We start from the raw sequence: 20,687 nt of genomic DNA on the forward strand, positions 1-20,687 counted from the left end.
CCCGCGCTACCCCGTGAACGGGTTGCGCCGCTTGGTGAGCAGCTTGTACAGGGTCTGCTGGATGGTTTCGCGAACCTGGTCGGTGACCTCGAACATCGTCATCGGATCGTCGGCGGCCTCTGGCTCGTATTCGGTGGTGGCGATGGGCTTGCCGAATTCGATGTACCACTTCGAGGGCAGCGGCATCGCGCCGAGCAGGCCGAGGTGCGGGAACAGCGGCGTCACCGGGAAGTAGGGCAGCCCGAGCAGACGCGCCAGCGGCTTGATATCGGCCAGCTTGGGGTAGATCTCCTCGGATCCGACGATCGAGCACGGAATGATCGGCACACCGGTGCGCACGGCGGCGGCCACGAATCCGCCGCGGCCGAAGCGTTGCAGCTTGTACCGGTCGGCGTATTTCTTGCCGACGCCCTTGAACCCTTCGGGGAACACGCCCGTCAGTTCACCGGTGCGCAGCAGCCGCTCGGCGTCGGGACGGCAGGCCAGGGTGTGCCCGGCCTTGCGGGCCAGCACGCCGAGCACCGGCGTCTCGAAGACCAGATCGGCCGCGAGTAGGCGTAGCGCGCGCTGCTTCGGGTGGTGGTCGTGGATGGCGAGCTGGAGCATCAGCCCGTCCAGCGGCACCGTGCCGGCGTGGTTGGACACGATCAGCGCGCCGCCCACCTCCGGGATGTTCTCCATGCCGCTGACCTGCACCCGGAACCAGAAGTCCGACAGCGGGCGCAGCGCGGGCAGGATCACCGATTCGAGCAGATGCTCGTCGAAACCGAATTCGTCGACCTGATAGTCGCCGGTGAGCCTGCGGCGGGCGAATTCGGCGGTCTTGCTGATCTGCTTGCCGAGCGCACCGCGCATCAGCTCCGCCAGCGATTGCGGTGCGGCCGGCGCGGCGGCGGCCAGCCGATCGGTCAGCGACGTCACGGTGGGCACCGGAGTGCTCCACTCCCGTGGCGTGGGCCGTGGCCGTGGTTCCACGGCGAGGTCGTGCAGCTGGATCACTTTCGCTACATCGTTCATGTATGTGCTCCCGTACCGGCCCCTACCAGGCCGAGCAGTTTGTGTTCCGCGGCATCGATCCACGAGGGATCGACGACGGGCCGCAGCGCTGCGCCCCCGATGAAGTCGTCGAACGCCTGTACCGTCGTCCACCGCGGCTCGAATCCGAGCTCGGTGCGCATACGAGTGGTGTCCAGGCCACAACCGAAATGGAAGTAGTCGAGCTGTTCGGCGCTGAAATCGCGCATCACCGGACCCATCAGGGAGCGGCCGATGGTGCGGAACAGCGCCCACGGGACCGGCATGGCGACCCGGCCCGCACGGCGAACTGCTTGTGACAGAGCCAAGGCTCCATCGCCTGCGATGTTGAACGTTCCTCCGGGTGCACCCAGCGCTGCGTGCACCAAGGCGGCGACCGCGTCTTCTTCGTGCAACAACTGCATCCGTGCGTCGCGGCCGAGCACCGTCGGTGTCAGCGGCGAACGCAGGAACTGGGCGCCACGCCCCGCCAGTCTAGGCCCGACGATGGGCGCGAAGCGCAGAATCGGCGCGGCGATATCGGGACGACGCCTCGCCAGCCCGCGCACGAATCCTTCGATTTCGATCATGTCGCGCGCGAACGCGCCGCTGGGCGGGGTGCGGGCACCCATTTCCTCGGTGAACTTCGCCGGGTCCTTGGCGCTTCCGCCATAGACCGCCGACGACGAACGCAGCACCACCCGCCGCACCGCCGGCGCTTTCTGGCACACCGCGAACAACTGCATCGCGCCGAGCACGTTGAGGTCTTTCATCGCCGCACGACTGCCACCGGCCGGCGGATGCGAGAGCACCGCGGCATGCACGACGGTGTCGACGTCGTTGCCCGCGATCACCTTGCGGATCAATGGATTACGGATATCGGCGCGGATGAATTCGGCACGCCCCATCCGGCGGCGCAGCTCGGGGCTCGGGGTCAGCGAATCCACGGCGATGACGCGCGCGATCCGCTCGTCCTGAGCCAGCCGGGAGACCACATTGCCGCCGAAGAACCTGGCCGCGCCGGTCACCATCACCACGTCGGGCAATCGTGCGCCCCTACTAGCCTCAACGTCCATACGCACCGGGCCGTCCCACCTTCGAGCCCCCTCGGATTTATTCCCGTTCCAGACTAACTGCTGCCGTACCCTCCGCCGCGAGATTTAACCGCCTTCTAACGATGACTTCAGTCACCGGAAACACGCCAGGTTTCAAATCTTTGTATTTCAAAATGAAAGACCCGCCACCTGATCGGTGACGGGTCCTTCTGCTGTCATCAGCGCTTACTTGCCGAGTTTGCGCCGCTGCACGCGGGTACGACGAAGCAGCTTGCGGTGCTTCTTCTTCGACATGCGCTTACGGCGCTTCTTGATCACAGAACCCATAGGGTGTTCCTCGCGTTCTCTCTACTCGGCGCGCACGCACTCACGTACGCCAACTGTCCGGTCGCTCGGCAAGCCTCACTCCCAATGTTCGCGCCACCTCGGCCAACGAACATGCGGTAGCCCCGGTGCGTGAACACGAACCGAGGGTCCATCGTACCGGCCCGGGCACAAGCGCCGGTAATCGACTCATCCCGCGTCGAAGTAGGACGTCTCGAGGTATTCGTGCACCGCTTTCGCATGCACCCGGAACGACCGGCCGACGCGCACCGCGGGTAGCTCTCCCGAGTGCACCAGCCGATACACCGTCATTTTCGACACCCGCATCAGATTCGCGACCTCGGCGACGGTGAGGAACTGGGTTCCTCCGCCGAGCACGGGTTGTCCCTGTGGCGAACCGCCACCACTTGGAGACATCTTGTTCGAAGACATCATCGCACCACTGACCTCCGGCACGTCCGCGCCGCTGGCTTCCCCACCGGCGGAACAGACACGCACGTGCTCCTTGAAGCTTAGCGGGACCAGTGGGATTGCTGCGACGGGTGTGAGAAATCAGCCGATATTGCGCGTCGACCGGCGGCTACTCGGCGGCCACACCCTGTTCCACCGACCGTTGCTTGGCCGCGTGCAGCGCTTCCAGGAACGCCGAACGCACGCCACCGCGCTCCAGCTCGCGCAAGGCGGCCGCGGTGGTGCCCGCGGGCGAGGTCACCGCGGCGCGCAGATCCGCCGCCTGCTGGCCGGATTCCTCTAGCAGCGCGGCGGAACCGATCATGGTCTGCACGACCAGCTGGGTGGCCACATCGCGGGTCAGGCCGAGCCCGACGCCTGCGTCGACCATGGCCTCGACCACGAGGAAGAAGTACGCGGGCCCGGAACCGGATACGGCGGTCACCGCGTCCATCTGAGATTCCGGCACGACCACCACCTTGCCGACGGCGCCGAGCACCTCGGAGACCAGCTCGAGCTGATCGGCCTTGGCGTAGCGACCCGGCGCGAGCACACTCATGCCCTGCCCGACCAGCATCGGCGTATTCGGCATCACTCGCACCACCGGGAAACCGGCGGGCAACTTGTTCTCCAGCCGAGCCGTCGGCACTCCGGCGGCCAGCGAGACCAGCACCTGATCGCGATCGCCGCCGAGTTCGGCCTTGCCCAGATCGGTGAGAACCGCGTCGACATCGCCGGGTTTCACCGCGATCACCAGCAGGTCGGCGCCGACGGCGGCATCGGTCACCGAATCGGTGATCCGGATGCCGAACCGGTCCGCGAGCATCTCGCCGCGATCCGGGTGGGTCTCCACGACCACCAGATCCTTGACGGCCCGTCCGGATTCGAGCAAACCCGCGATCAACGCTTCGCCGATGCGCCCGCCACCGATCACAGCAATTCTGGTCATGAGCCATAAGGCTAGACGGCCGACAGTCCGCACTGCCAACAGTCGTGAACTCGCCCGGCCGGGGGCGGCCGCTGTCAGCGCGGGACGGGCATCAACGCCAGCTGACGGCTCTGTGCGACGACGGCGCCGGTGGAGTCGATGACGAGCTGATCCTCGTCGAACATCCGCCCGCCCACCTCGTGCGTGGTGGCGATGATGCGCAGCCAGCCGGGGGCGGGCCTGCGCCGCAGGTAGGTGGTCATCTGCACGGTCGGCGCCCAGCCGAAGCTGCCGAGGTTCGCCGGCACCGGCGGGCTCATATCGGCGGCCATCATGGCGAAGTACATCGACACGTCCGGATCGTTCTGGTCACCGGCACGCGGGCGCATCCACAGGCGTAGCCGGGGAACTCCCGTTTCGCCGGCCAGGAAGCGCGCCCACTCGGAGTCGATGCACAGATCGGCGCCCTGCGCGACGTGCACGATCTGGCCCATCGGCGAGTCGGGGTCGTAGGCGAGCGCGGTGGCGCCGGGTTCGACGGGCATATCGGTATGCGACGGTGCGTAGGCGGGCGGGGTCTCGGCGTCGTCGAGATGGCCGAAGGTGAAGGCGGTGCGCACCATGGCCTTTCCGCCCTGGCTCAGCGTGGCGTCGAGCAGACAGATCTGGCGGCCGACCTTGCGCACGCTCACCTCGTACTCGACCGCGCCGGGTTCCGGTGCGCCGAGGAAGTCCGAGCTCGCGGCGATGGGCGCCATGGCGGTGCGCTCGGGATCGACGGTGCGCAGCCAGGTGGTCGCGGCGGCCGCCGAGGCGGCGACCATGGTGCCGCCGTGCACCTTGGGGCCGATGGTCCAGATCGGATCGATGGTGCCCGCGTAGCGTCCGGTGGCCGCGTCGGTGGTGGTGAGCTCGGTGAGGGCGCACACCTGGCCGAAGGGGGCGGCGGTGGCCTGATCGGGGTCGGCGGTCAGCTCCGTCGTCATCGTCACTCCTGTCGTTCGGCCAACTCGTTCGTACAGCGTACAAGTCGGGCTGGGCGGGTCGATATTCCCGGGTGGGTGACCGCGCGGACCGATCAGGCGGATCCGCTGCGCGGCGGCTGCGGCGCCGGCGCCGGGGTGAGCCCGTTGAGATGCTCACGGGCGAAGGCGAGCGTCCGGGAGAGCATGGCCGCGCGATCGGCGGTGGTGCGCGCGTTCTGGGTATTGATCTCGGCGACGGCGTGACCGGAGAACCCGGACCGCACCAGCGCCGCGCACACCTCCACACACGGCTGGGAGCCGTCGCCGGGGACCAAATGCTCGTCGTGCGCCGCGCCGCGTCCGTCGGCCAGATGCAGATGCGCCAGGCCCGCACCCATCCGCGCGGCCAGCGCCAGCGGATCGGCCCCTGCGGTCGCGGTATGCGACAGATCGAGGGTGTAGTGCGCGAAGCCGGTATCGGTCGGATCGTAGGAGGGGCTGAACGCCGTCAGCGCCAAGCCCGGCCCGCCGCGGCGCTCCAGCCGCTTGGCGGCCCCACCGCGACGGCCGAACAACGTATCGGCGCGCATCGGGAACATGTTCTCCACCGCGACCACCACGGAACTGTCGGCTTCCAGCTCGGCCACCTGGGCGGCGAAGTTCTCCGCGTAGCGGCGCTGCCAGCGGAACGGCGGATGCACCACAACGGTGTCGGCACCGAGCGCTTCGGCAGTGCGGACACTGCGCTCGAGTTTGGCGACCGGATCGGAGCCCCACACCCGTTGCGAGATGAGCAGGCATGGTGCGTGCACCGCAAGCACCGGGACCGCGTACTTGCGGGCGTAGGACTGCACGATCGCGATGCTCTGGCTGGCCGGCTCGGCCCACACCATCAATTCGATGCCGTCATAACCCAATTCGGCGGCATACCGGAACGCCGACTCGGTGTTCTGCGGGTACACCGACGCCGTGGACAAGCCGACACAGATCCGGCCGCGCTCAGGCGAGGCAGCCGGCTCCCCCGCCGCGCTCGCGTGGCCCGGCTCCACCCTGGTCTCGTCCGCCTGCCCGATGTTCCCCACAGCCGCTCCCTACTCAGTTCGTACTGAGAAGAAAGGCTAGCGGTCCGAGCGTCACAAAGATGCCGACCACGACAGCGATCACAGTGCTGAGGATGTCGTCGGTGCGACGCAGGATGCGCACCAGCGCCACCAGACCGAGGATGACGACCATGGCCAGCGCCAGCGCCACCCACGGCAGCATCTCCCACATCCGCTCGAAACCCTTGAACAGCAACATGCCCGCGACCGCCGCGCCCGCGCTCTGACCGCCGAGGATCATCCACTGCCGCTTGTTCGCCTCGTATTCGGCCTTGCGGGCGCTACGGGAGCCGCGCGTGCCCGATGCGGCGGCGCCCGACGCCAGTGCGGCGCTGGTGCCCGCGGCCGGTTTCTTGCTCAGTGCGGCCGCTTTGGCACCGGCGAGCGAGGTCACCTTGCCGAGCGCACCGGATTTGCCGAGCGCGCCGGCCTTGCGGCGCAGCAATGACGAGGTGCGGCTCAGCGCGGCGGTGCGGCGCCCCCAGGATGATTCTCCTGGCTCGTCGTCGTCGAACTCGTCATCGAGTTCGTCGTCGAGCAGTTCGTCCTCGTCGTAGAAATCCTCGGCGTCATCGTCGAGATCGGCGTCCGCCGCCACCGGGGCATAGACATCGGTGCGCTGATCGTCGGGTTCGACGATCTCCGCCGGTTCCGGCCGGGAGGCGCCGCGCCCGGATCGGCCACGGCCCTTGCGGCCGGCTTCGGCGCGCTCGGCGCCGTCCCGCAGCAGATCGCCGGCCACGGTCTGGCCCGAGAGCAGTTGCTGATCCTGGTTGGCCAGCGACCACGCGGCCGTCGGGATGCCGCCGGTCTCGGGGCCGCCCGAACCGGAACGATGCCGTCGCGCCGACCAGGCGGGCAGGCCGTTCTCGCCCTGCGCCTCGCGCCGACGCGGCAGTTCGGGGCGGGTGTCGCGGGCGGGTGGCTCCGGCGCCGCGGTGGGACCGGGTGCGAAACCTTTGATGGTGGGTGACCAGGCGGCGGTCGCCGGGCCCTGGTCCTGCGCGGGCTGCGGGCCCGGCGCGTAGCCGTTGTCCTTGGGCGGGGTCCAGGCCGGGATCGCCGGTCCCGGCTCGGTACGCGTGGGCGCGAACCCGTTGACGGGCGGCGGCGTCCAGGCGGCGGTGGCCGGGCCCGGATCCGCGAGCCCGGGCGGGGCCGGCGGGCCGACCTGCTCGACGGGCTGCCAGGACGCCCGCGGGGTGGGGCCGTAGCCGTTGGTCGGCGGGGTCCAGGCCGCGGCGGCCGGGCTGGCGTCGGCGCGGGCGGCTCTGGCTTCGGCGACCTTGGCCTGCGCGGCGGCTTCGGCTTCGGCGGCCGCCCTGGCCTGGGCCTCGGCGGCGGCCTGCGCTTCGGCGGCGGCCTGGGCCTCGGCAGCCTCGGCGGCCCGGCGGCGGGCGGCCCGGCCACTCACGGAGCTGTCGCGACCACCGGGGGCCTCGGGGGCGGGCTGCCAGCCACGACGCACCGGATCGGTGGCGTGGCCGTTGGGTGCCTGGGGCTCGGCGTCGTACTCGTCGTCGGGATCGGCGCGCCGACGGCGACGTCCGGTGCGCCCGGAACCGAGAGCCTCGGCGACGACCGGCGATGGCGTCTCGACTCCGGTGCCGTCCTCCGACCCCGGCGCACTGTGGCGTGAGCGGCGACGTTCGCGCGGCTCGGTATCGGCGTCACCGGCGAGCGGATCGAAGCGGGTGATCGGGCCCGACATCGGCGAGTACACCGGCTCGGGCTCAGGGGCGTGCGGAGCAGGCGGTTCATAAGTGGGAGCGAGGAATTGGGTCGCCGAGGAAGCAGACCCGTAGCCGTTCACCCCGTGCGAACCGTTCACACCGTTCGACCCGGCCGAACCGTTCGTGCCCACGCCGTAGGCGCCGTGCGAGCCGTTGACACCGTCGGCCGCAGCCGGCGCTGGTGCCTCGTCATCGTCGTCGGGCGCCGAGTGCGCGGATCGTCCGCCGTCGATCACCGGAAGATCGCCGGTCAGTTCGGCGACCGAGAGCCCGCGTCCGGAGCGACGGCGCCGGCCCCCGCCCGACGAGGCCGCTCCCTGCTGGCCGTTGCGGGCCAGCAGTTCGGCGACCGACAGCTGTTTGGATTCCTCACTCATGAAGGCACCGTTTCGATCGGGCCCGCCGACGCGGCGCTGCCGGGCGGGGCAGCGCTGACGCCGGCTGCCGTGCCCGGTGTGCCTGTGACAAGGGGTCCACCGTTCATATCGGTATCCAGTTTGCGCAGGATCAGTCCCTCCCGCAGCGCCCACGGACAAATTTCGATGCTATCCAGCGATAGAGCCCGCATACTCGCCTCCGCGACCAATGCACCGGCCACCAGTTGCTGGGACCGGTCCGCACTCACGCCCTCCAGCTCCGCCCGGTCCGAGGCGGTCATCCTGGAGATGAAACCGATCAGTTGACGAAGACCTGAGCTGGTGAGTGTACGTCGAACCCGGGGGCCCGCGCCCGAGGGCGCCGCTCCGGTGAGCCGCGCCAGCGAACGGAAGGTCTTGGAGGTGCCGACGGCCAGATCCGGTGCGCCCGCATCGATCACCTGTTTGGCGGGGGCCACCAGTTCCGCGTCCAGCCAGTCGCGCAGCACCGCGACCCGGCGCTTACCCGGCGGATCCTCGTGCAGCCATTCCCTGGTCAGCCGGCCGGCGCCGAGTTGCAGCGACAGCGCCACATCCGGGTCTTCATCGGCGCCGTTGGTGATCTCCAGCGAGCCGCCACCGATATCGAGATTCAGGATGCGGCCTGCGCTCCAGCCGTACCAGCGGCGCACCGCGAGAAACGTCAGCCGGGCCTCGTCCTCGCCGGACAGCACCTTCAGATCGACGCCTGCCTCGGCGCGTACCCGCGCGAGCACCTCGTCGGAATTGGTGGCATCGCGCACGGCCGAGGTGGCGAACGGCATCAGCTCCACGCAGCGCGAGGTCTGGGCGATGCTGGCGAATTCCTTGACCGTCGCGATCAGCCGCTGCGCGCCGGCGGGGGTGAGTTTTCCCTCGTCATCCATGTTTTCCGAGAGCCGCAACGTCGCTTTCGTCGAGCTCATCGGCATCGGATGGCCACCCCGATGCGCGTCCACCACCAACAGGTGAACGGTATTGCTTCCCACATCGAGTACCCCGAGACGCACATGAACACGGTACTCGCGACCGGGCGCGCGGACCTGATGCGGTCGACGACGACGGATGCGAGCTTCAGCTCAGGCGACCGAACTGTTAGCGTCGACAGGTGTGACGGCAGGCGCAGCGGCATCCGGCCAGACCCGGCCGCGACCAGCGGGAAAGATGGACCCGACTCCGGAAGTCGACCTCGATTTCCCGCGTGAATGGATCGAATTCGTCGATCCGGCAAACGACGAGCATCTCATCGTCGCCGACCTCACCTGGCTGCTGTCGCGCTGGACGTGCGTCTTCGGCACGCCCGCCTGTCAAGGCATCCTCGACGACCGCCCCGATGACGGCTGCTGCTCGCACGGCGCCTTCCTCGCCGACACCGACGACCGCAAACGCCTGCAAAAGGCTGTGAAAATGCTCACACCCGAGGATTGGCAGCTCATGGACCAGGCCCGCAATGCCGAGGGCAAGGTCAGCAAGAAGGGTTATCTGGAGCTCGACGAGCTCGAGGACGAGCCCGCCCTGCGCACCCGCCGCTACGACGGCGCCTGCATTTTCCTCAACCGTCCCGGTTTCGCGGGCGGGGTCGGCTGCGCGCTGCACACCATGGCATTGCGGCGCGGGATCGAACCGCTCGAGGTCAAGCCGGACGTGTGCTGGCAACTGCCGATCCGGCGCACCCAGGACTGGGTGGACCGCCCCGACGGCGTGCAGATCCTGCGCACCGTGATCACCGAATACGACCGGCGCGGCTGGGGTCCCGGCGGCCTCGATCTGCACTGGTACTGCTCCGGATCACCGGACGCCCATGTGGGCGCGCGCCCGGTGTGGCAGTCGTATGGCCCCGAGCTCACCGAACTGCTCGGCAAGCCGGCCTACGACGAGCTGGCCAGGCATTGCAAGCGCCGGGAGGGGCTCGGGCTGATCGCCGTGCATCCGGCGACGGTGCACGCCGACCGCATACGTGAGCAGGCCGAAGCGGCCGAGCAGTCCGCGTAGGCCCACCCGCCGCCGTCACGAGCCCCGGCACGCCCCGCCACCGCGCTCGGCTTACTGCCGCCCGCACTTTCCTACAGGGCAGCACGACGCGACTCGGCGACGTCCGGCTCATCCCTGCCGGCCGGCCTCGGGCAGCCGGGCCGGGCGATCGTGCGAGGCGGGCGTCCGCGCGGCTGCCGCCGAGATCAGGCCTCGAGCTTGTACCCGAGCCCGCGCACGGTCACCAGGTGCTCCGGCCGCGCCGGATCGGCTTCGATCTTCGAACGCAACCGCTTGACGTGCACGTCGAGGGTTTTGGTGTCGCCGACGTAGTCCGCGCCCCAGACCCGGTCGATGAGCTGGCCACGGGTGAGCACCCGGCCGGAATTGCGCAGCAGGTATTCGAGCAGGTCGAACTCCTTGAGCGGCAATGTCACCGGCTTGCCGTTCACCAGCACGGTGTGCCGGTCGACGTCCATGCGCACCGGTCCGGCCTCGAGCACGCCGTTCTCGCTGCCGCCGTCGAGTTCGTCGCCCGCGCCGCGGCGCAGCACGGCGCGGATGCGGGCGATGAGCTCGCGCGCCGAGTACGGCTTGGTGACGTAGTCGTCGGCGCCCAGTTCCAGGCCGACGACCTTGTCGATTTCGCTGTCGCGGGCGGTCACCATGATCACCGGCACGCCGCTGCGGGTGCGCAGCTGCTTGCACACGTCGGTACCGCTCATACCGGGCAGCATCAGGTCGAGCAGCACGATGTCGGCACCGGACCGGTCGAACTCGGCGAGCGCGGACGGGCCGTCACCCACGACGGTGACCTCGAAACCTTCCTTCTTCAGCAGGAAGGCGAGCGGGTCGGCCAGCGACTCCTCATCCTCGACGATCAACACACTCGTCATCTGCGTGCCTCCACACCATTGGTTCGGCCCGGCACCGTCGGGCGCGGGCTGGTTTCCTTCTTGCTCATCACCACGCCGCCGGCCTCTTCCTCGCCGTCGGTTTCGTGATGTGCCGGTATACGCAGGGTGAAAGTCGAGCCGGTGCCCAACTTGCTCCACAGCGTGATCTCACCGTTGTGGTTGGCGGCCACGTGTTTGACGATAGCCAGCCCGAGGCCGGTGCCGCCGGTCGAGCGCGAACGCGCCTTGTCCGAGCGGAAGAAGCGTTCGAACACCCGCTCTTGATCTTCCTTGGCGATGCCGATACCGCGATCGGTGACCGCCATGGCGACGTGATCCCCGCGCAGCGACCGGCTCACCGAGACGTGCGATCCGGCCGGCGAGTACGCGATGGCGTTCTCCACCAGATTCGACAGCGCCGTGACCAGCAGTGTCTCGTCGCCGAGCACCTCTAGCCCGCTGGGCCGGTCGGTGCTGACGGTGATGCCCGCGGCTTCGGCGGTGGTGCGGGAGCGGTCCACCGCCTGCATCACCACGGTGTCGACGTCGACCACTTCCAGTTGCGGCAGCTTCTCCGCGCCTTGCAGCCGGGACAGGGCGATCAGTTCGGTGACCATCTTGCCGAGCCTGCGCGATTCGCCGAGCACGCGTTCACCGAAGTGGCGCACGGCGTCGGGATCGTCGGCCGATTCCAGCAGCGCCTCGGCCAGCAGGCTCATCGCGCCGACCGGCGTCTTGAGCTCGTGGCTGACGTTGGCGACGAAATCGCGGCGGGTGGCTTCCATGCGCGCCTGTTCGGAATCGTCGTCGGCGAACAGGACGGTGAAGTTGGTTTCCTCGCGTGAGAGCGGCCTGGCCACGCCGCGCACCGCGATGCGGCTGCGGCCGGGCACCGGGTTCTTGGCGGTCAGGTCGAACTCCGCGGATTCGCCGCTGGCCAGCACCTTCTCCACGGCCGCCCAGGCGCGTTCGTCGAGCAGCCGGTTGCGGACCAGGCCGAGTTCCTCGGCGCGCGGGTTGACCAGCACGACGTCGCGGTATTCGTCGACGACCGCGATCCCGCTCTCCGAAGCCAGCACGATCAGGTCGAGCACCTGCGACATCGTGAGCCCGGATTCGGCCTGTCTGCGCGCGGCCTGCCTGGCGTTCATATACGGGATGAGCAGTCCACCGATCGCCAGTCCGACGACAGCCGCGACGACTGCCAGCAACACGGCCTGGGGAACACTCACATCTAGAATCGTACGGTCGCCGGATGCGGCCGCGACGCCAGGTCCGCGAAGTTTCACGCAGGTCACAGGTGCTTATGGCGACGTTAGCCAGGCGTTCACTTGTTGTTCGGCCAAAGTGTGGCGTAAGCGGGCAACGCCGTGGTTACGGCGTGTCGTGCAGGGCGGCGTTGACCGCGGCACCGTGTGTCTCGACCCACGCGCCCAGGGCGTAGATCGGGACGAGCAGATCTCGGCCCGCTTCGGTGAGCACATAGTCGACCCGGGGCGGCGCCGTCGGATAACTGCGTCGCTCCACCAGCGTCATCCGCTCCATCCGGCGCAGGGTCTGGGTCAGCATCTTCTGGCTGATGCCGCCGATCGCCGCCCGCAGATCGCGCGGACGCATCGGCCCGTCGCGCAGCATGTACACCACGACCGGAAGCCACGAATTGCCGAACAGGTCCACGCCCATGCGGGCCGGGCAGTCCGATTCGAAATCGCCGTACGGGGCGAACTCCACCTGCACGTCCTCCAGAGTGCCACCGCCGTCGGGCACCCGGAGGTGCCTATCGGAATACCTACCGTCGGGGCGACAGGTCTTCGAGCACAGGAGTTCACATGCGAATCGGGATCATCGGCGCCGGGCAGATGGCGCGCGCACTCGGCGGCGGGTGGGCCGCGGCCGGGCATGAGATCGTCGTCGGCGCTCGCAGTCTCGCAGCGGCCCGCGCGGCCGCGGACGCGATCGGCCATGGCGCGGGCAGTGGCGAGATTCGCGATGCGGCGAGCTTCGGCGCGGCGGTGCTGCTCGCCGTCCCGGTCAGCGCGCTGGACGACGTCCTCACGGTGGCCTCGGACGCCTTGATCGGCCGCACGGTCATCGACTGCACCAACGCCTTCGCCCCGGACAGCACGCTCCCGAAGGGCGCCAGCGGTTTCGTGCTGTCCGAGGATGCGGTCGCCGAGCGGATCGCGGCCACCGCCGCGGGTGCGCGGGTGGTGAAGGCGTTCAATGTGTGTGCGGCCGAGGTATTCGCCGGCCCGGCAAGGGTTTTCGAGAATCGCCGACTGGCCGTGCCTATCTGCGGTGACGATCCGTCCGCGGTGAGCCTGGTCGGTGGCCTGGTAGCGGATCTGGGACTGGTTCCGGCACCGGCGGGCGGTCTGCACCGGGCGCGCTACCTCGAAGCCACCGCGGTTTTCACGGTCGGGCTGTGGTTCGCCGGATATGACGCGCGCGCCGTATTCCCGCCCGTCGAAGCGGCGTTCGCGGTCGCGGACTGATCGCTCGCCACACCGGGCGTCAGGCGCGCTGTCAGCGACAGGCCAGGCCGACCCGGCCGTCACAGGGCCGGTCGGGCGAGACTCGGCCCGGACCGGGCGGACGAAGCGATGACGGCCGGCTCACCCGCGACAACGAGCGAGCGGGGCCGCGCGAGTTCGAATACTCACGCGACCCCGCTCGGCCGGCGGCTCGGCGCGGCGATTCCCCTCCGTGATCGCCGCGCCTGGTTCAGGGGCGGCCGGGGCCGGGCATCACCAGCCCGTGTTGCCGCGCAGCGGGATGTTGACGAAGCTCGGGCGCTGCGGGTCCAGCTGGACGTGCTGCGGCTTCAGCGCGGTGTCGACCAGCATCGGCAGGATCGGCAGACCCTTCGGGAAGTTGCCCGCGTACACGTCGACCCGCAGCCGATGGCCCGGCTTCAGCAGCGCCTCGGTCGCCGGGAGGGTGATGTCGAGGGTGGTGGCCTCACCCGGGATGGTCGGCTTGCGCTTGTCGAGCGAGGTGTACGGGCGCGGATCGGTGTAATCGCCGTTGGCCGAGCGGGTGCTGTTGGCCTCGTCGATCTCGCGCAACGAAGCCATCAGCTGCCCGGAGGACAACACCGTGGACTGACCGTCGGGCGCCACATCGTTGACGGTCACCACCCAGTAGCCGTCGGCGCCGTCCTGAACGGTGTTGAGCCGCACCGCGATCGGGCCGGAAACGGTGGTCGCCTCGGCGACCGGCGCGCTGGTGAAGGTCAGCCCGTTGAGTTCCTGGATGCGGGAGTCCTTGGCGCAGCCGTCGATGATCGACAGCACACCGGCGGTGCCCTGGGCGGCGTCGTTGGAGCACAGGCTGGTCAGGCCGGGCGCCACGGTCAGCCGGGCGGTATCACTGGTGGGGCCCGCGGTCAGCGAGCCGTCGTGCAGGCTGCGCGCGGTGCCGCTCGCCGCGGCGGACAGATACATCCGGCGGTGTTCGGCGCGCTCGCCGGCCGGCGCCGACTCACCGAATCCGTTGCGGGTGACCCAGCCGCCGCCCTGCTGGCGCAGGGTCACCGGACCGTAGCTATCGATGCCGTTATCGATGCCCTTGAGCCACTTGTCGAACCACGCGCGCTGCAACACATCCAGGCGCGGCGGCAGGCCCGGCTTGCCGTACTCGTTGCCGGAATTCAGGTGATAGGTGTTGCCCATCAGCAGCTGCTTCTGGCCGGGCGGCAGCGGGATCTTGTTGTAGATCTTGGATTCGGAGTAGGTGAACAGATCGTGCCAGCCGCCGACCACGAAGGTCGGTGTGCTGATCGTGCTCGGATCACCGAGCCAGGACTGGCGTTCGGAGCTGTTGCGGTTGAGCATGCCGCGCACTCGCGGATCGAGCTCCTCCATCTTGACCTTGGTATAGGCGTTGAGGAAGATGTCGAGGTAGGTGAACGGCGAGGCCATCCGGTCGGCCAGCCACTGCTGATCGAAATTGCCGACGACCAGCGACGAGACATCCGGCACCCATTTCAGGCCGTTGATCGCGGTCAACCACAGCGGGATGAAGTTGAAGCCGAACCCGCCACCAGGTGCGAGCACATCGTTGACCAGGTCGCTGCCGGGCACCACCGGGAAGATCGCCTTCAGCGCGGCCGGCTGCTTTTCCGCGGCCTGCACCTGGTTGATGCCGGAGTAGGAGATGCCGTTCATGCCGATCTTGCCGGTCGACCACGGCTGGCGCGAGGCCCAGTCGATCACCTCGACGGTGTCCTGCTGTTCGCGATCGCGCAGCATGTCCCACTCGCCCTGGGAGAACCCGGTGCCCCGCACGTCGACGACGACCTGCGAGTACCCGCTCTTGACGAGCTGGCGGTCGACGGCGAAATTGCGCAGTTCACCACCGGCGAAGGCCTTGGTGAGGTCGGTGACGCCGGACAGCGGGGTGCCGCTGAGATCGACATCGCGCAGCGCCTGCAACAGCGCGTCCGACAGGCCGGGGATGGATCCGGCGTGATCGGCCAGATTCGACACCAACTTGGTGTAGGGGGTCATGTTGACGATGGTCGGCGTCTTGGTATCGACCGGACGCCCGGACTCGTCGGCGGGACGGTAGACGTTGCCCTTGAGCACCGTGCCGTCGCTCATCGTGATCGGCACGTCCCATTCGATATGAATCTTCGGGTATGGCTGGGGGCCGTCGTGGGAAGCAGCCCAGCTTGCGCCCGCCGCACCACCGTCCGGACCGGCCGCCGCCGGCGTCGCGAGCGCGCTCTGTCCCAGCAGGGGAACGAGCAGCACCGCCGCCACCATCATCACAACGGCCCGTAAGACGTACTTCATCGGACGTGACCCACCTCTCGCACTGGTCAGACGATCAGCAGCCTACACAGCCCTTACCGTGGAGTAATAATCGTCAGTCACTTAATGTGCTCGGCGGCCGGTCGAGAGAGGGTTTTGCCGGTTCGACAGGCAGCCCGCAGCGGTGACCGACCCAGACGGATGGAGCGGATACCGCCGAAACGCCAGCGCGCCCCGTCTCGAGACGAGACGCGGCGCGCTGACAGAGGGTGCGGGAGGTGCTTACTTACCGCCCTGGCTCGCGACGGCGGCGGCACCCGCGGCGGCGGCCTCCGGGTCGAGGTATTCGCGCGGGCGCACCGGGCGCAGGTTCTCGTCGAGCTCGTAGCGCAGCGGGATGCCGGTGGGGATGTTGAGGCCGGCGATATCGTCATCGGAGATCTGGTCCAGGTGCTTGACCAGGGCGCGCAGCGAGTTGCCGTGCGCGGCGACCAGCACGGTCTTGCCCGAGAGCAGCTCCTTGGAGATGGTCGACTCCCAGTAGGGCACCATCCGGTTCACCACGTCGAGCAGGCATTCGGTGCGCGGCACCTCGATGCCGTCGTACCGCGGATCGCCGGTCTGGCTGTACTCGTTGTCGGCCTCGATCGGCGGCGGCGGGGTGTCGTAGCTGCGACGCCACAGCATGAACTGCTCATCGCCGTACTTGTCGCGGATCTGGGCCTTGTTCTTGCCCTGCAACTCGCCGTAGTGACGCTCGTTCAGACGCCAGTCGCGCACCACCGGAATCCAGTGCCGGTCGGCGGCGTCCAGCGCGATATTGGCGGTGCTGATCGCGCGGCGCAGCAGCGAGGTGTAGACGATGTCGGGCAGGATGCCGTGCTCGGCCAGCAGTTCACCGGCCCGCTTGCCCTCGGCGATGCCCTTGTCCGTCAGATGGACGTCCACCCAGCCGGTGAACAGATTGAGGGCATTCCATTCGCTCTCGCCGTGGCGCAGCAACACGAGGGTGTACGTCATGCGGGCCATCCTGCCATGGCCGGATCGGCGGCGTGCGTGCACCTCGAGCGGTGGACGCGCCGGTCAGGAGGTCGACCGGAATCAGCCGGGCGCGGGCAGGTCCGCTGCGAGGATGGCGGCGCCGACCAGGGTCGCTCCGTCGGCGAGGGCGGACAGTTCCACCCGGAGCTCGCGGATGAAGTTCAGCCCGGCGTGCCGGGTGATCGCCGCGCGCATCGGCGCCCACAGCGGTTCCCCCGAGTGCGCGAAGCCGCCGCCGATGACGACGGTGTCGATATCGAGCAACGCCGCGGCCGAACTGATGGCCTGCCCGAGCGCGGTGCCCGCCCGTTCGAGCGCGGCGACGGCGATCGGATCACCGGCCGCGGCGGCCCGCGCCAACTCGGCCCCGTCCGCACCCGGCCAGCCCTGCTCTCTGGCCCACCGCGCCGACGACATCCCGCTCGCGATGGCCTCGACGCAGCCGTATCCGCCGCAGGCGCACGGCACATCCCAGCCGGGCACGACGATGTGGCCGATGTGGCCCGCATTGCCGGTACGCCCGACGGCGACGCGGCCGTCCACCAGCAGTCCGCCGCCGATCCCGGACGAGACCGTCATCGCCAGCGCGTTCGATACACCGCGCAGCGCGCCCGAATGTTGTTCGGCCAGTGCGAGACACGCACCGTCGATGGCGAATCGCACTGCGGCACCGGGAAACAGCTCGCCGACCGCGGCCCCGATCGCGAAACCGTCGCGCCACTCCGGGATATTGAGTGGGCCGGTGACTCCCGCAGGCACATCCACGGGCCCCGCCGATCCGATCCCGACCGCGCGCACCGGTTCCCCCGCGGCCACCGCGAGCAGCAGCGACCGGCACGCCGCCCACACCCCCGACTCCGGAACCGCGACCCGCCGCACCGCGCTCACCCGGCCCGCATCGTCGACGACCCCGGCCGCGAACTTCGTCGCCCCGATATCGAGCGCCAGAATCGCCACGCAGCCTCCCTGATCGATGTGCCGGGGCGATTGTCGCCCACAGCGGACGGGCTCGGTGGGCGACACAGCAGGCCCGGTGATCCGGGCCGTACAGCTCCGTCGCCCGCAGGCAATGCCGGTGTCGAGAATTCGCTGGCATTCGGCCCTCGAATCCACGCATGCTCAGCACGTGACCGATGACGACCCGCAGATCGTGACCATCTTCCGCTCGCGCCTACGCCCGGACGCCGAGGCCAACGGCTACGCCGCCATGGCCGAACGGATGGAGGAACGCGCTCGGGCCATGCCCGGTTTCGTCGAGATCAAGTCCTACACCGCCGCCGACGGGGAACGGGTCTCTATCGTCGTCTTCGACAACCGCGCCCATCACGACGCGTGGCGCAACGACGCCGAGCACCGCAACGCCCAGCGTCTCGGTCGCACCGATTTCTACAGCGAGTACTCCGTCACCGTCTGCGAACAGCGGCGGCACCACAGTTTCCGGCGGGCATCGGGCGAGGTCTAGTACCGGGCCATCCGCACCGGTGCTCAGCGGAGGCGGCACGCCGAACCGGCGGGACGCCTGCTCGCGACCCGCCGGTTCCTTCGCGTGTCAGCCCGCTGCCGGAAACCTCATGCCATTTCCGGCACCCGCAGGTGCGCGATCGCCAGTTCGAACTCGCGCACGTCGAGCGCTTCGACCCCGGTCTGCCTGGCGGCGTCCACGCGCAGGGCCGCCGACTGTTCGCGGCTGCGCCGCATGGCCTCGGCGTCGTCATAGGTGGTGCAGGACACGGCCCGGCCGGACTTGCGGTTGACCATCAGGCTCGCGCTACAGAACCCGTCGAGTTCCTCCATCGCGGGCAGGGTGCTGGCCTTGTAGACCTCGACGGCCGCGTCGATGCGGCTGGCATCGGTCTTCACCCAGGTCGCGCGCACGCAGGCGCCCTCGTGGGTGCGGTGGGCCCGGTGCAAGCCGGCGATTTCCCATTCTTCGACGTGCGCGCTCCCGCCGAACAAGGCGATCGCGCGTTCACGGATCGGGCCCACCCGCTCCGTGCTCGCATGCATGGCTTCCTCGGTCTCCCAGGAGCTGGTGGCGATGCAGCGGCCACTGGTCCGGTCGACCATCAGGGACAATCCGACGCACCCAGGTATCTCTTGGAGTTCTGGCAGCACGACATCACGCATATGCGCAATCCCGGCGTCGATAGCGGAGGGTTGCGCCAAAATCGTGGTAGATCGCGCGTACACGATCCACCCCCTCTCTGCTTCGGGGCAGCGCCCGGTGGCGCCACCGGTGCTCTTCACGATGCTCCCCTGCCGACGCGTTAGGCAAGGGTCCGCACTGATCGTCCCCGGCTGCGGGATGCACCGGGCCGGCCGGCCGGGCCATTCCGCCGACCGGCGCACGACATCGGGCTAGCCGTGCTGCGGATAGTGCTGATCGAGCCACTGTTCGAAGGTCGGGCCCGCGATGATCGCACCCGGACCGGGCAGCAGTGCACCCGCGGCGAGGAGATCCCGGTTCGGATCGTCGTCGTCGACGATCTCCTCGACCCGCGCCGGGCTACCGCGCCGTGCGGCCAGCCGCGCGGTGGCCGCGGCCAGGTTCAGTTCCTCCGGACCGGCGATCTCGGTCATCTCCAGGGCGGAGTCGGCCAGCACCAGCGTCACCATCTGCTCCGCGACTGTGCGCGCGGCGACGAGTCGAGTTCGAGTCGCCGGGACGTAGGCGGTGTCACCGCGGGTGGTCCACTCCAGCATCATCTCGGTGAATTCGTGGAACTGCGCGGCCCGCAGAATCCGCACCGGCACCGGGCCTTCCCGATATGCACGCTCATGGGCGAGCTTGCCGGCGTAGTGGCCGGCCGGGAACGCATCGATGCCGATGATCGACACCAGGACGATCCGCCGCACCCCCGCCGCCGAGGCCGCCTCCTGGACGTTCCGGGCGATGGTGGCGAAGAAGTCCTGTACCGCAGCGGTTTCCGTGGTCGACGCGTTGGTCGCGTCCACCACCACGTCCGCTCCGGCCAGCGCCGGAGCCAGTCCCGCGCCGGACAAGGCGTCCACGCCCGCCGCCCGCGTCAGTTCGGCCACCTCATGGCCCTGATTCTGCAGAACATCCACGACCTCACGGCCGATCCGTCCGCTCGCACCGAGCACCGCAACTCGCATCACTACCTCCTGCATCCGGCGTTGTCATCACACCGACGAGGTGGTTCCCGCGAGTGTGACAAAGCGCCGCCGAGAGCTATTCGGCCGAGGCTTCCGCGCGGCCGGCTCAGGAGGTGCGGCGGGCGAAGCGGCCGGGGTCGGCCTGATCGCGCGGCTTGACGATGATCTGATCGAGGTTGACGTGCGGCGGCCGGGAGGCGGTGAAGGCGACGATTTCGGCGATGTCCTGGGCGACCAGTGGATCGATGCCTTCGTAGACCTTGGCGGCGCGCTCCTCGTCACCGGAGAAGCGGACCAGGGAGAATTCGGTTTCCACTGCGCCCGGGGCGATTTCGGTGAGGCGGACCGGTTTGCCGAGCAGTTCGCCGCGCAGAGTGCGGTGCAGCACGGCCTGGGCGTGCTTGGCCGAGGTGTAGCCGGAGCCGTTGTCGTAGGCGTGGAAGGCGGCCACGGAGGTGATGGTGACGATGAGCCCGTCGCCGGAGTCGATGAGCTTGGGCAGCAGCGCCTTGGTCAGCCGCAGGGTGCCGAGCACATTGGTCTCCCACATCCAACGCCAGTCGTCGAGGTCGGCCTCGGCGACCGTCGCCAGGCCCTTGGCCCCGCCCGCGTTGTTGACCAGCACGTCCACCCGGTCGATCGCGTCGGTGAACGCCCGCACCGAGTCGTCGGAGGTCACGTCGAGTTCGAGGGCCGTTCCGCCGATCTCCTCGGCCAGCCGCTGCAGTCGGTCGAGCCTGCGGGCCCCGACGTACACGTGGTAGCCCTGCTTCGCGAGCTCGCGAGCGGTGGCCGCACCGATTCCCGAACTCGCTCCGGTGACGACGGCGGTACGTGTGCTCGTGGCTGCGTCGACTGTTCCCTCGCTGCGCTCACTCATGACTCCGAGCCTAAGGTGCCCCCACCGGCATCGCCGCGCGCCCGGTACGGATCACACCACC

Annotated in this window: 21 protein-coding genes; 3 read left to right on the forward strand and 18 right to left on the reverse strand. The window is 69.1% G+C overall.

The window, feature by feature from the left end:
- Positions 1 to 6 precede the first annotated feature (6 nt).
- The 9 genes from GV790_RS03030 to GV790_RS03070 form a co-directional block, all read right to left on the reverse strand.
- On the reverse strand, positions 7 to 1,017 hold the full coding sequence (locus GV790_RS03030) for a lysophospholipid acyltransferase family protein (RefSeq protein ID WP_163810224.1): 1,011 nt from the start codon (positions 1,015 to 1,017) through the stop codon (positions 7 to 9).
- The gene (locus GV790_RS03035) at positions 1,014 to 2,060 is read right to left on the reverse strand and encodes an NAD-dependent epimerase/dehydratase family protein (protein WP_081597492.1); all 1,047 of its coding nucleotides are present in this window, start codon (positions 2,058 to 2,060) and stop codon (positions 1,014 to 1,016) included. Before GV790_RS03035 ends, GV790_RS03030 begins: the two co-directional genes overlap by 4 nt.
- A gap of 234 nt (positions 2,061 to 2,294) precedes the next feature.
- Positions 2,295 to 2,396, reverse strand: a complete 102-nt coding sequence (locus tag GV790_RS03040) for a 30S ribosomal protein bS22 (protein ID WP_003402602.1) — start codon at positions 2,394 to 2,396, stop codon at positions 2,295 to 2,297.
- A 186-nt stretch (positions 2,397 to 2,582) separates the two neighbouring features.
- Positions 2,583 to 2,828 (reverse strand): helix-turn-helix domain-containing protein, encoded by a 246-nt coding sequence (locus tag GV790_RS03045; protein WP_036540611.1) that lies wholly within the window; start codon positions 2,826 to 2,828, stop codon positions 2,583 to 2,585.
- A gap of 145 nt (positions 2,829 to 2,973) precedes the next feature.
- On the reverse strand, positions 2,974 to 3,792 hold the full coding sequence (gene proC, locus GV790_RS03050) for a pyrroline-5-carboxylate reductase (RefSeq protein WP_163810226.1): 819 nt from the start codon (positions 3,790 to 3,792) through the stop codon (positions 2,974 to 2,976).
- A gap of 74 nt (positions 3,793 to 3,866) precedes the next feature.
- Positions 3,867 to 4,757 (reverse strand): thioesterase family protein, encoded by an 891-nt coding sequence (locus GV790_RS03055; RefSeq protein ID WP_163810228.1) that lies wholly within the window; start codon positions 4,755 to 4,757, stop codon positions 3,867 to 3,869.
- Positions 4,758 to 4,849: 92 nt separating this feature from the next.
- A complete protein-coding gene (locus GV790_RS03060; protein WP_163810535.1) occupies positions 4,850 to 5,725 on the reverse strand; it encodes a sugar phosphate isomerase/epimerase family protein in 876 nt (291 codons plus the stop codon).
- 106 nt (positions 5,726 to 5,831) lie between these two features.
- Positions 5,832 to 7,946 (reverse strand): hypothetical protein, encoded by a 2,115-nt coding sequence (locus GV790_RS31835; protein ID WP_175585788.1) that lies wholly within the window; start codon positions 7,944 to 7,946, stop codon positions 5,832 to 5,834.
- Positions 7,943 to 8,974, reverse strand: a complete 1,032-nt coding sequence (locus GV790_RS03070) for a Ppx/GppA phosphatase family protein (RefSeq protein WP_163810231.1) — start codon at positions 8,972 to 8,974, stop codon at positions 7,943 to 7,945. The genes GV790_RS31835 and GV790_RS03070 overlap by 4 nt, the downstream gene beginning before the upstream one ends.
- 154 nt (positions 8,975 to 9,128) lie before the next feature.
- On the opposite strand from GV790_RS03070, the gene GV790_RS03075 reads away from it, so the two are divergent.
- Positions 9,129 to 9,956: a hypothetical protein gene (locus GV790_RS03075; RefSeq protein WP_163810537.1), complete on the forward strand. Its 828-nt coding sequence runs from the start codon at positions 9,129 to 9,131 to the stop codon at positions 9,954 to 9,956.
- A 185-nt stretch (positions 9,957 to 10,141) separates the two neighbouring features.
- Here the strand turns inward: GV790_RS03075 and GV790_RS03080 are convergent, their stop codons facing one another.
- The 3 genes from GV790_RS03080 to GV790_RS03090 form a co-directional block, all read right to left on the reverse strand.
- On the reverse strand, positions 10,142 to 10,831 hold the full coding sequence (locus tag GV790_RS03080; RefSeq protein ID WP_014353185.1) for a response regulator transcription factor: 690 nt from the start codon (positions 10,829 to 10,831) through the stop codon (positions 10,142 to 10,144).
- A complete protein-coding gene (locus tag GV790_RS03085; protein WP_163810234.1) occupies positions 10,828 to 12,063 on the reverse strand; it encodes a sensor histidine kinase in 1,236 nt (411 codons plus the stop codon). Before GV790_RS03085 ends, GV790_RS03080 begins: the two co-directional genes overlap by 4 nt.
- A gap of 142 nt (positions 12,064 to 12,205) precedes the next feature.
- Positions 12,206 to 12,598, reverse strand: coding sequence for a winged helix-turn-helix transcriptional regulator (locus GV790_RS03090; RefSeq protein WP_280213306.1), 393 nt, complete (start codon positions 12,596 to 12,598; stop codon positions 12,206 to 12,208).
- 62 nt (positions 12,599 to 12,660) lie between these two features.
- Here GV790_RS03090 and GV790_RS03095 point away from each other — a divergent pair, with 62 nt between their 5' ends.
- Entirely contained in the window at positions 12,661 to 13,326 is a 666-nt protein-coding gene (locus GV790_RS03095) for an NADPH-dependent F420 reductase (RefSeq protein ID WP_163810236.1), read from the forward strand.
- A 252-nt stretch (positions 13,327 to 13,578) separates the two neighbouring features.
- Here the strand turns inward: GV790_RS03095 and GV790_RS03100 are convergent, their stop codons facing one another.
- The 3 genes from GV790_RS03100 to GV790_RS03110 form a co-directional block, all read right to left on the reverse strand.
- Positions 13,579 to 15,630, reverse strand: a complete 2,052-nt coding sequence (locus GV790_RS03100; RefSeq protein WP_163810238.1) for a CocE/NonD family hydrolase — start codon at positions 15,628 to 15,630, stop codon at positions 13,579 to 13,581.
- A gap of 240 nt (positions 15,631 to 15,870) precedes the next feature.
- On the reverse strand, positions 15,871 to 16,608 hold the full coding sequence (locus GV790_RS03105; protein ID WP_163810240.1) for a phosphoglyceromutase: 738 nt from the start codon (positions 16,606 to 16,608) through the stop codon (positions 15,871 to 15,873).
- An 81-nt stretch (positions 16,609 to 16,689) separates the two neighbouring features.
- Complete coding sequence (locus GV790_RS03110) at positions 16,690 to 17,586, reverse strand: ROK family protein (RefSeq protein ID WP_163810242.1); 897 nt, start codon at positions 17,584 to 17,586, stop codon at positions 16,690 to 16,692.
- Positions 17,587 to 17,755: 169 nt separating this feature from the next.
- Between GV790_RS03110 and GV790_RS03115 the strand changes: the two genes are divergently transcribed.
- Complete coding sequence (locus GV790_RS03115) at positions 17,756 to 18,091, forward strand: antibiotic biosynthesis monooxygenase family protein (protein WP_280213300.1); 336 nt, start codon at positions 17,756 to 17,758, stop codon at positions 18,089 to 18,091.
- A gap of 107 nt (positions 18,092 to 18,198) precedes the next feature.
- Here the strand turns inward: GV790_RS03115 and GV790_RS03120 are convergent, their stop codons facing one another.
- From GV790_RS03120 to GV790_RS03130, 3 genes are all read right to left on the reverse strand, one after another.
- On the reverse strand, positions 18,199 to 18,819 hold the full coding sequence (locus GV790_RS03120) for an antibiotic biosynthesis monooxygenase (RefSeq protein WP_194989268.1): 621 nt from the start codon (positions 18,817 to 18,819) through the stop codon (positions 18,199 to 18,201).
- Positions 18,820 to 18,987: 168 nt separating this feature from the next.
- On the reverse strand, positions 18,988 to 19,746 hold the full coding sequence (locus GV790_RS03125; RefSeq protein ID WP_228805876.1) for an SDR family oxidoreductase: 759 nt from the start codon (positions 19,744 to 19,746) through the stop codon (positions 18,988 to 18,990).
- 106 nt (positions 19,747 to 19,852) lie between these two features.
- Positions 19,853 to 20,626, reverse strand: a complete 774-nt coding sequence (locus tag GV790_RS03130; RefSeq protein ID WP_163810243.1) for an SDR family NAD(P)-dependent oxidoreductase — start codon at positions 20,624 to 20,626, stop codon at positions 19,853 to 19,855.
- Positions 20,627 to 20,687 lie beyond the last annotated feature (61 nt).

This window comes from Nocardia cyriacigeorgica (assembly GCF_010858045.1).
In the GTDB taxonomy this organism is placed as follows: Bacteria; Actinomycetota; Actinomycetes; order Mycobacteriales; family Mycobacteriaceae; genus Nocardia; species Nocardia cyriacigeorgica_E.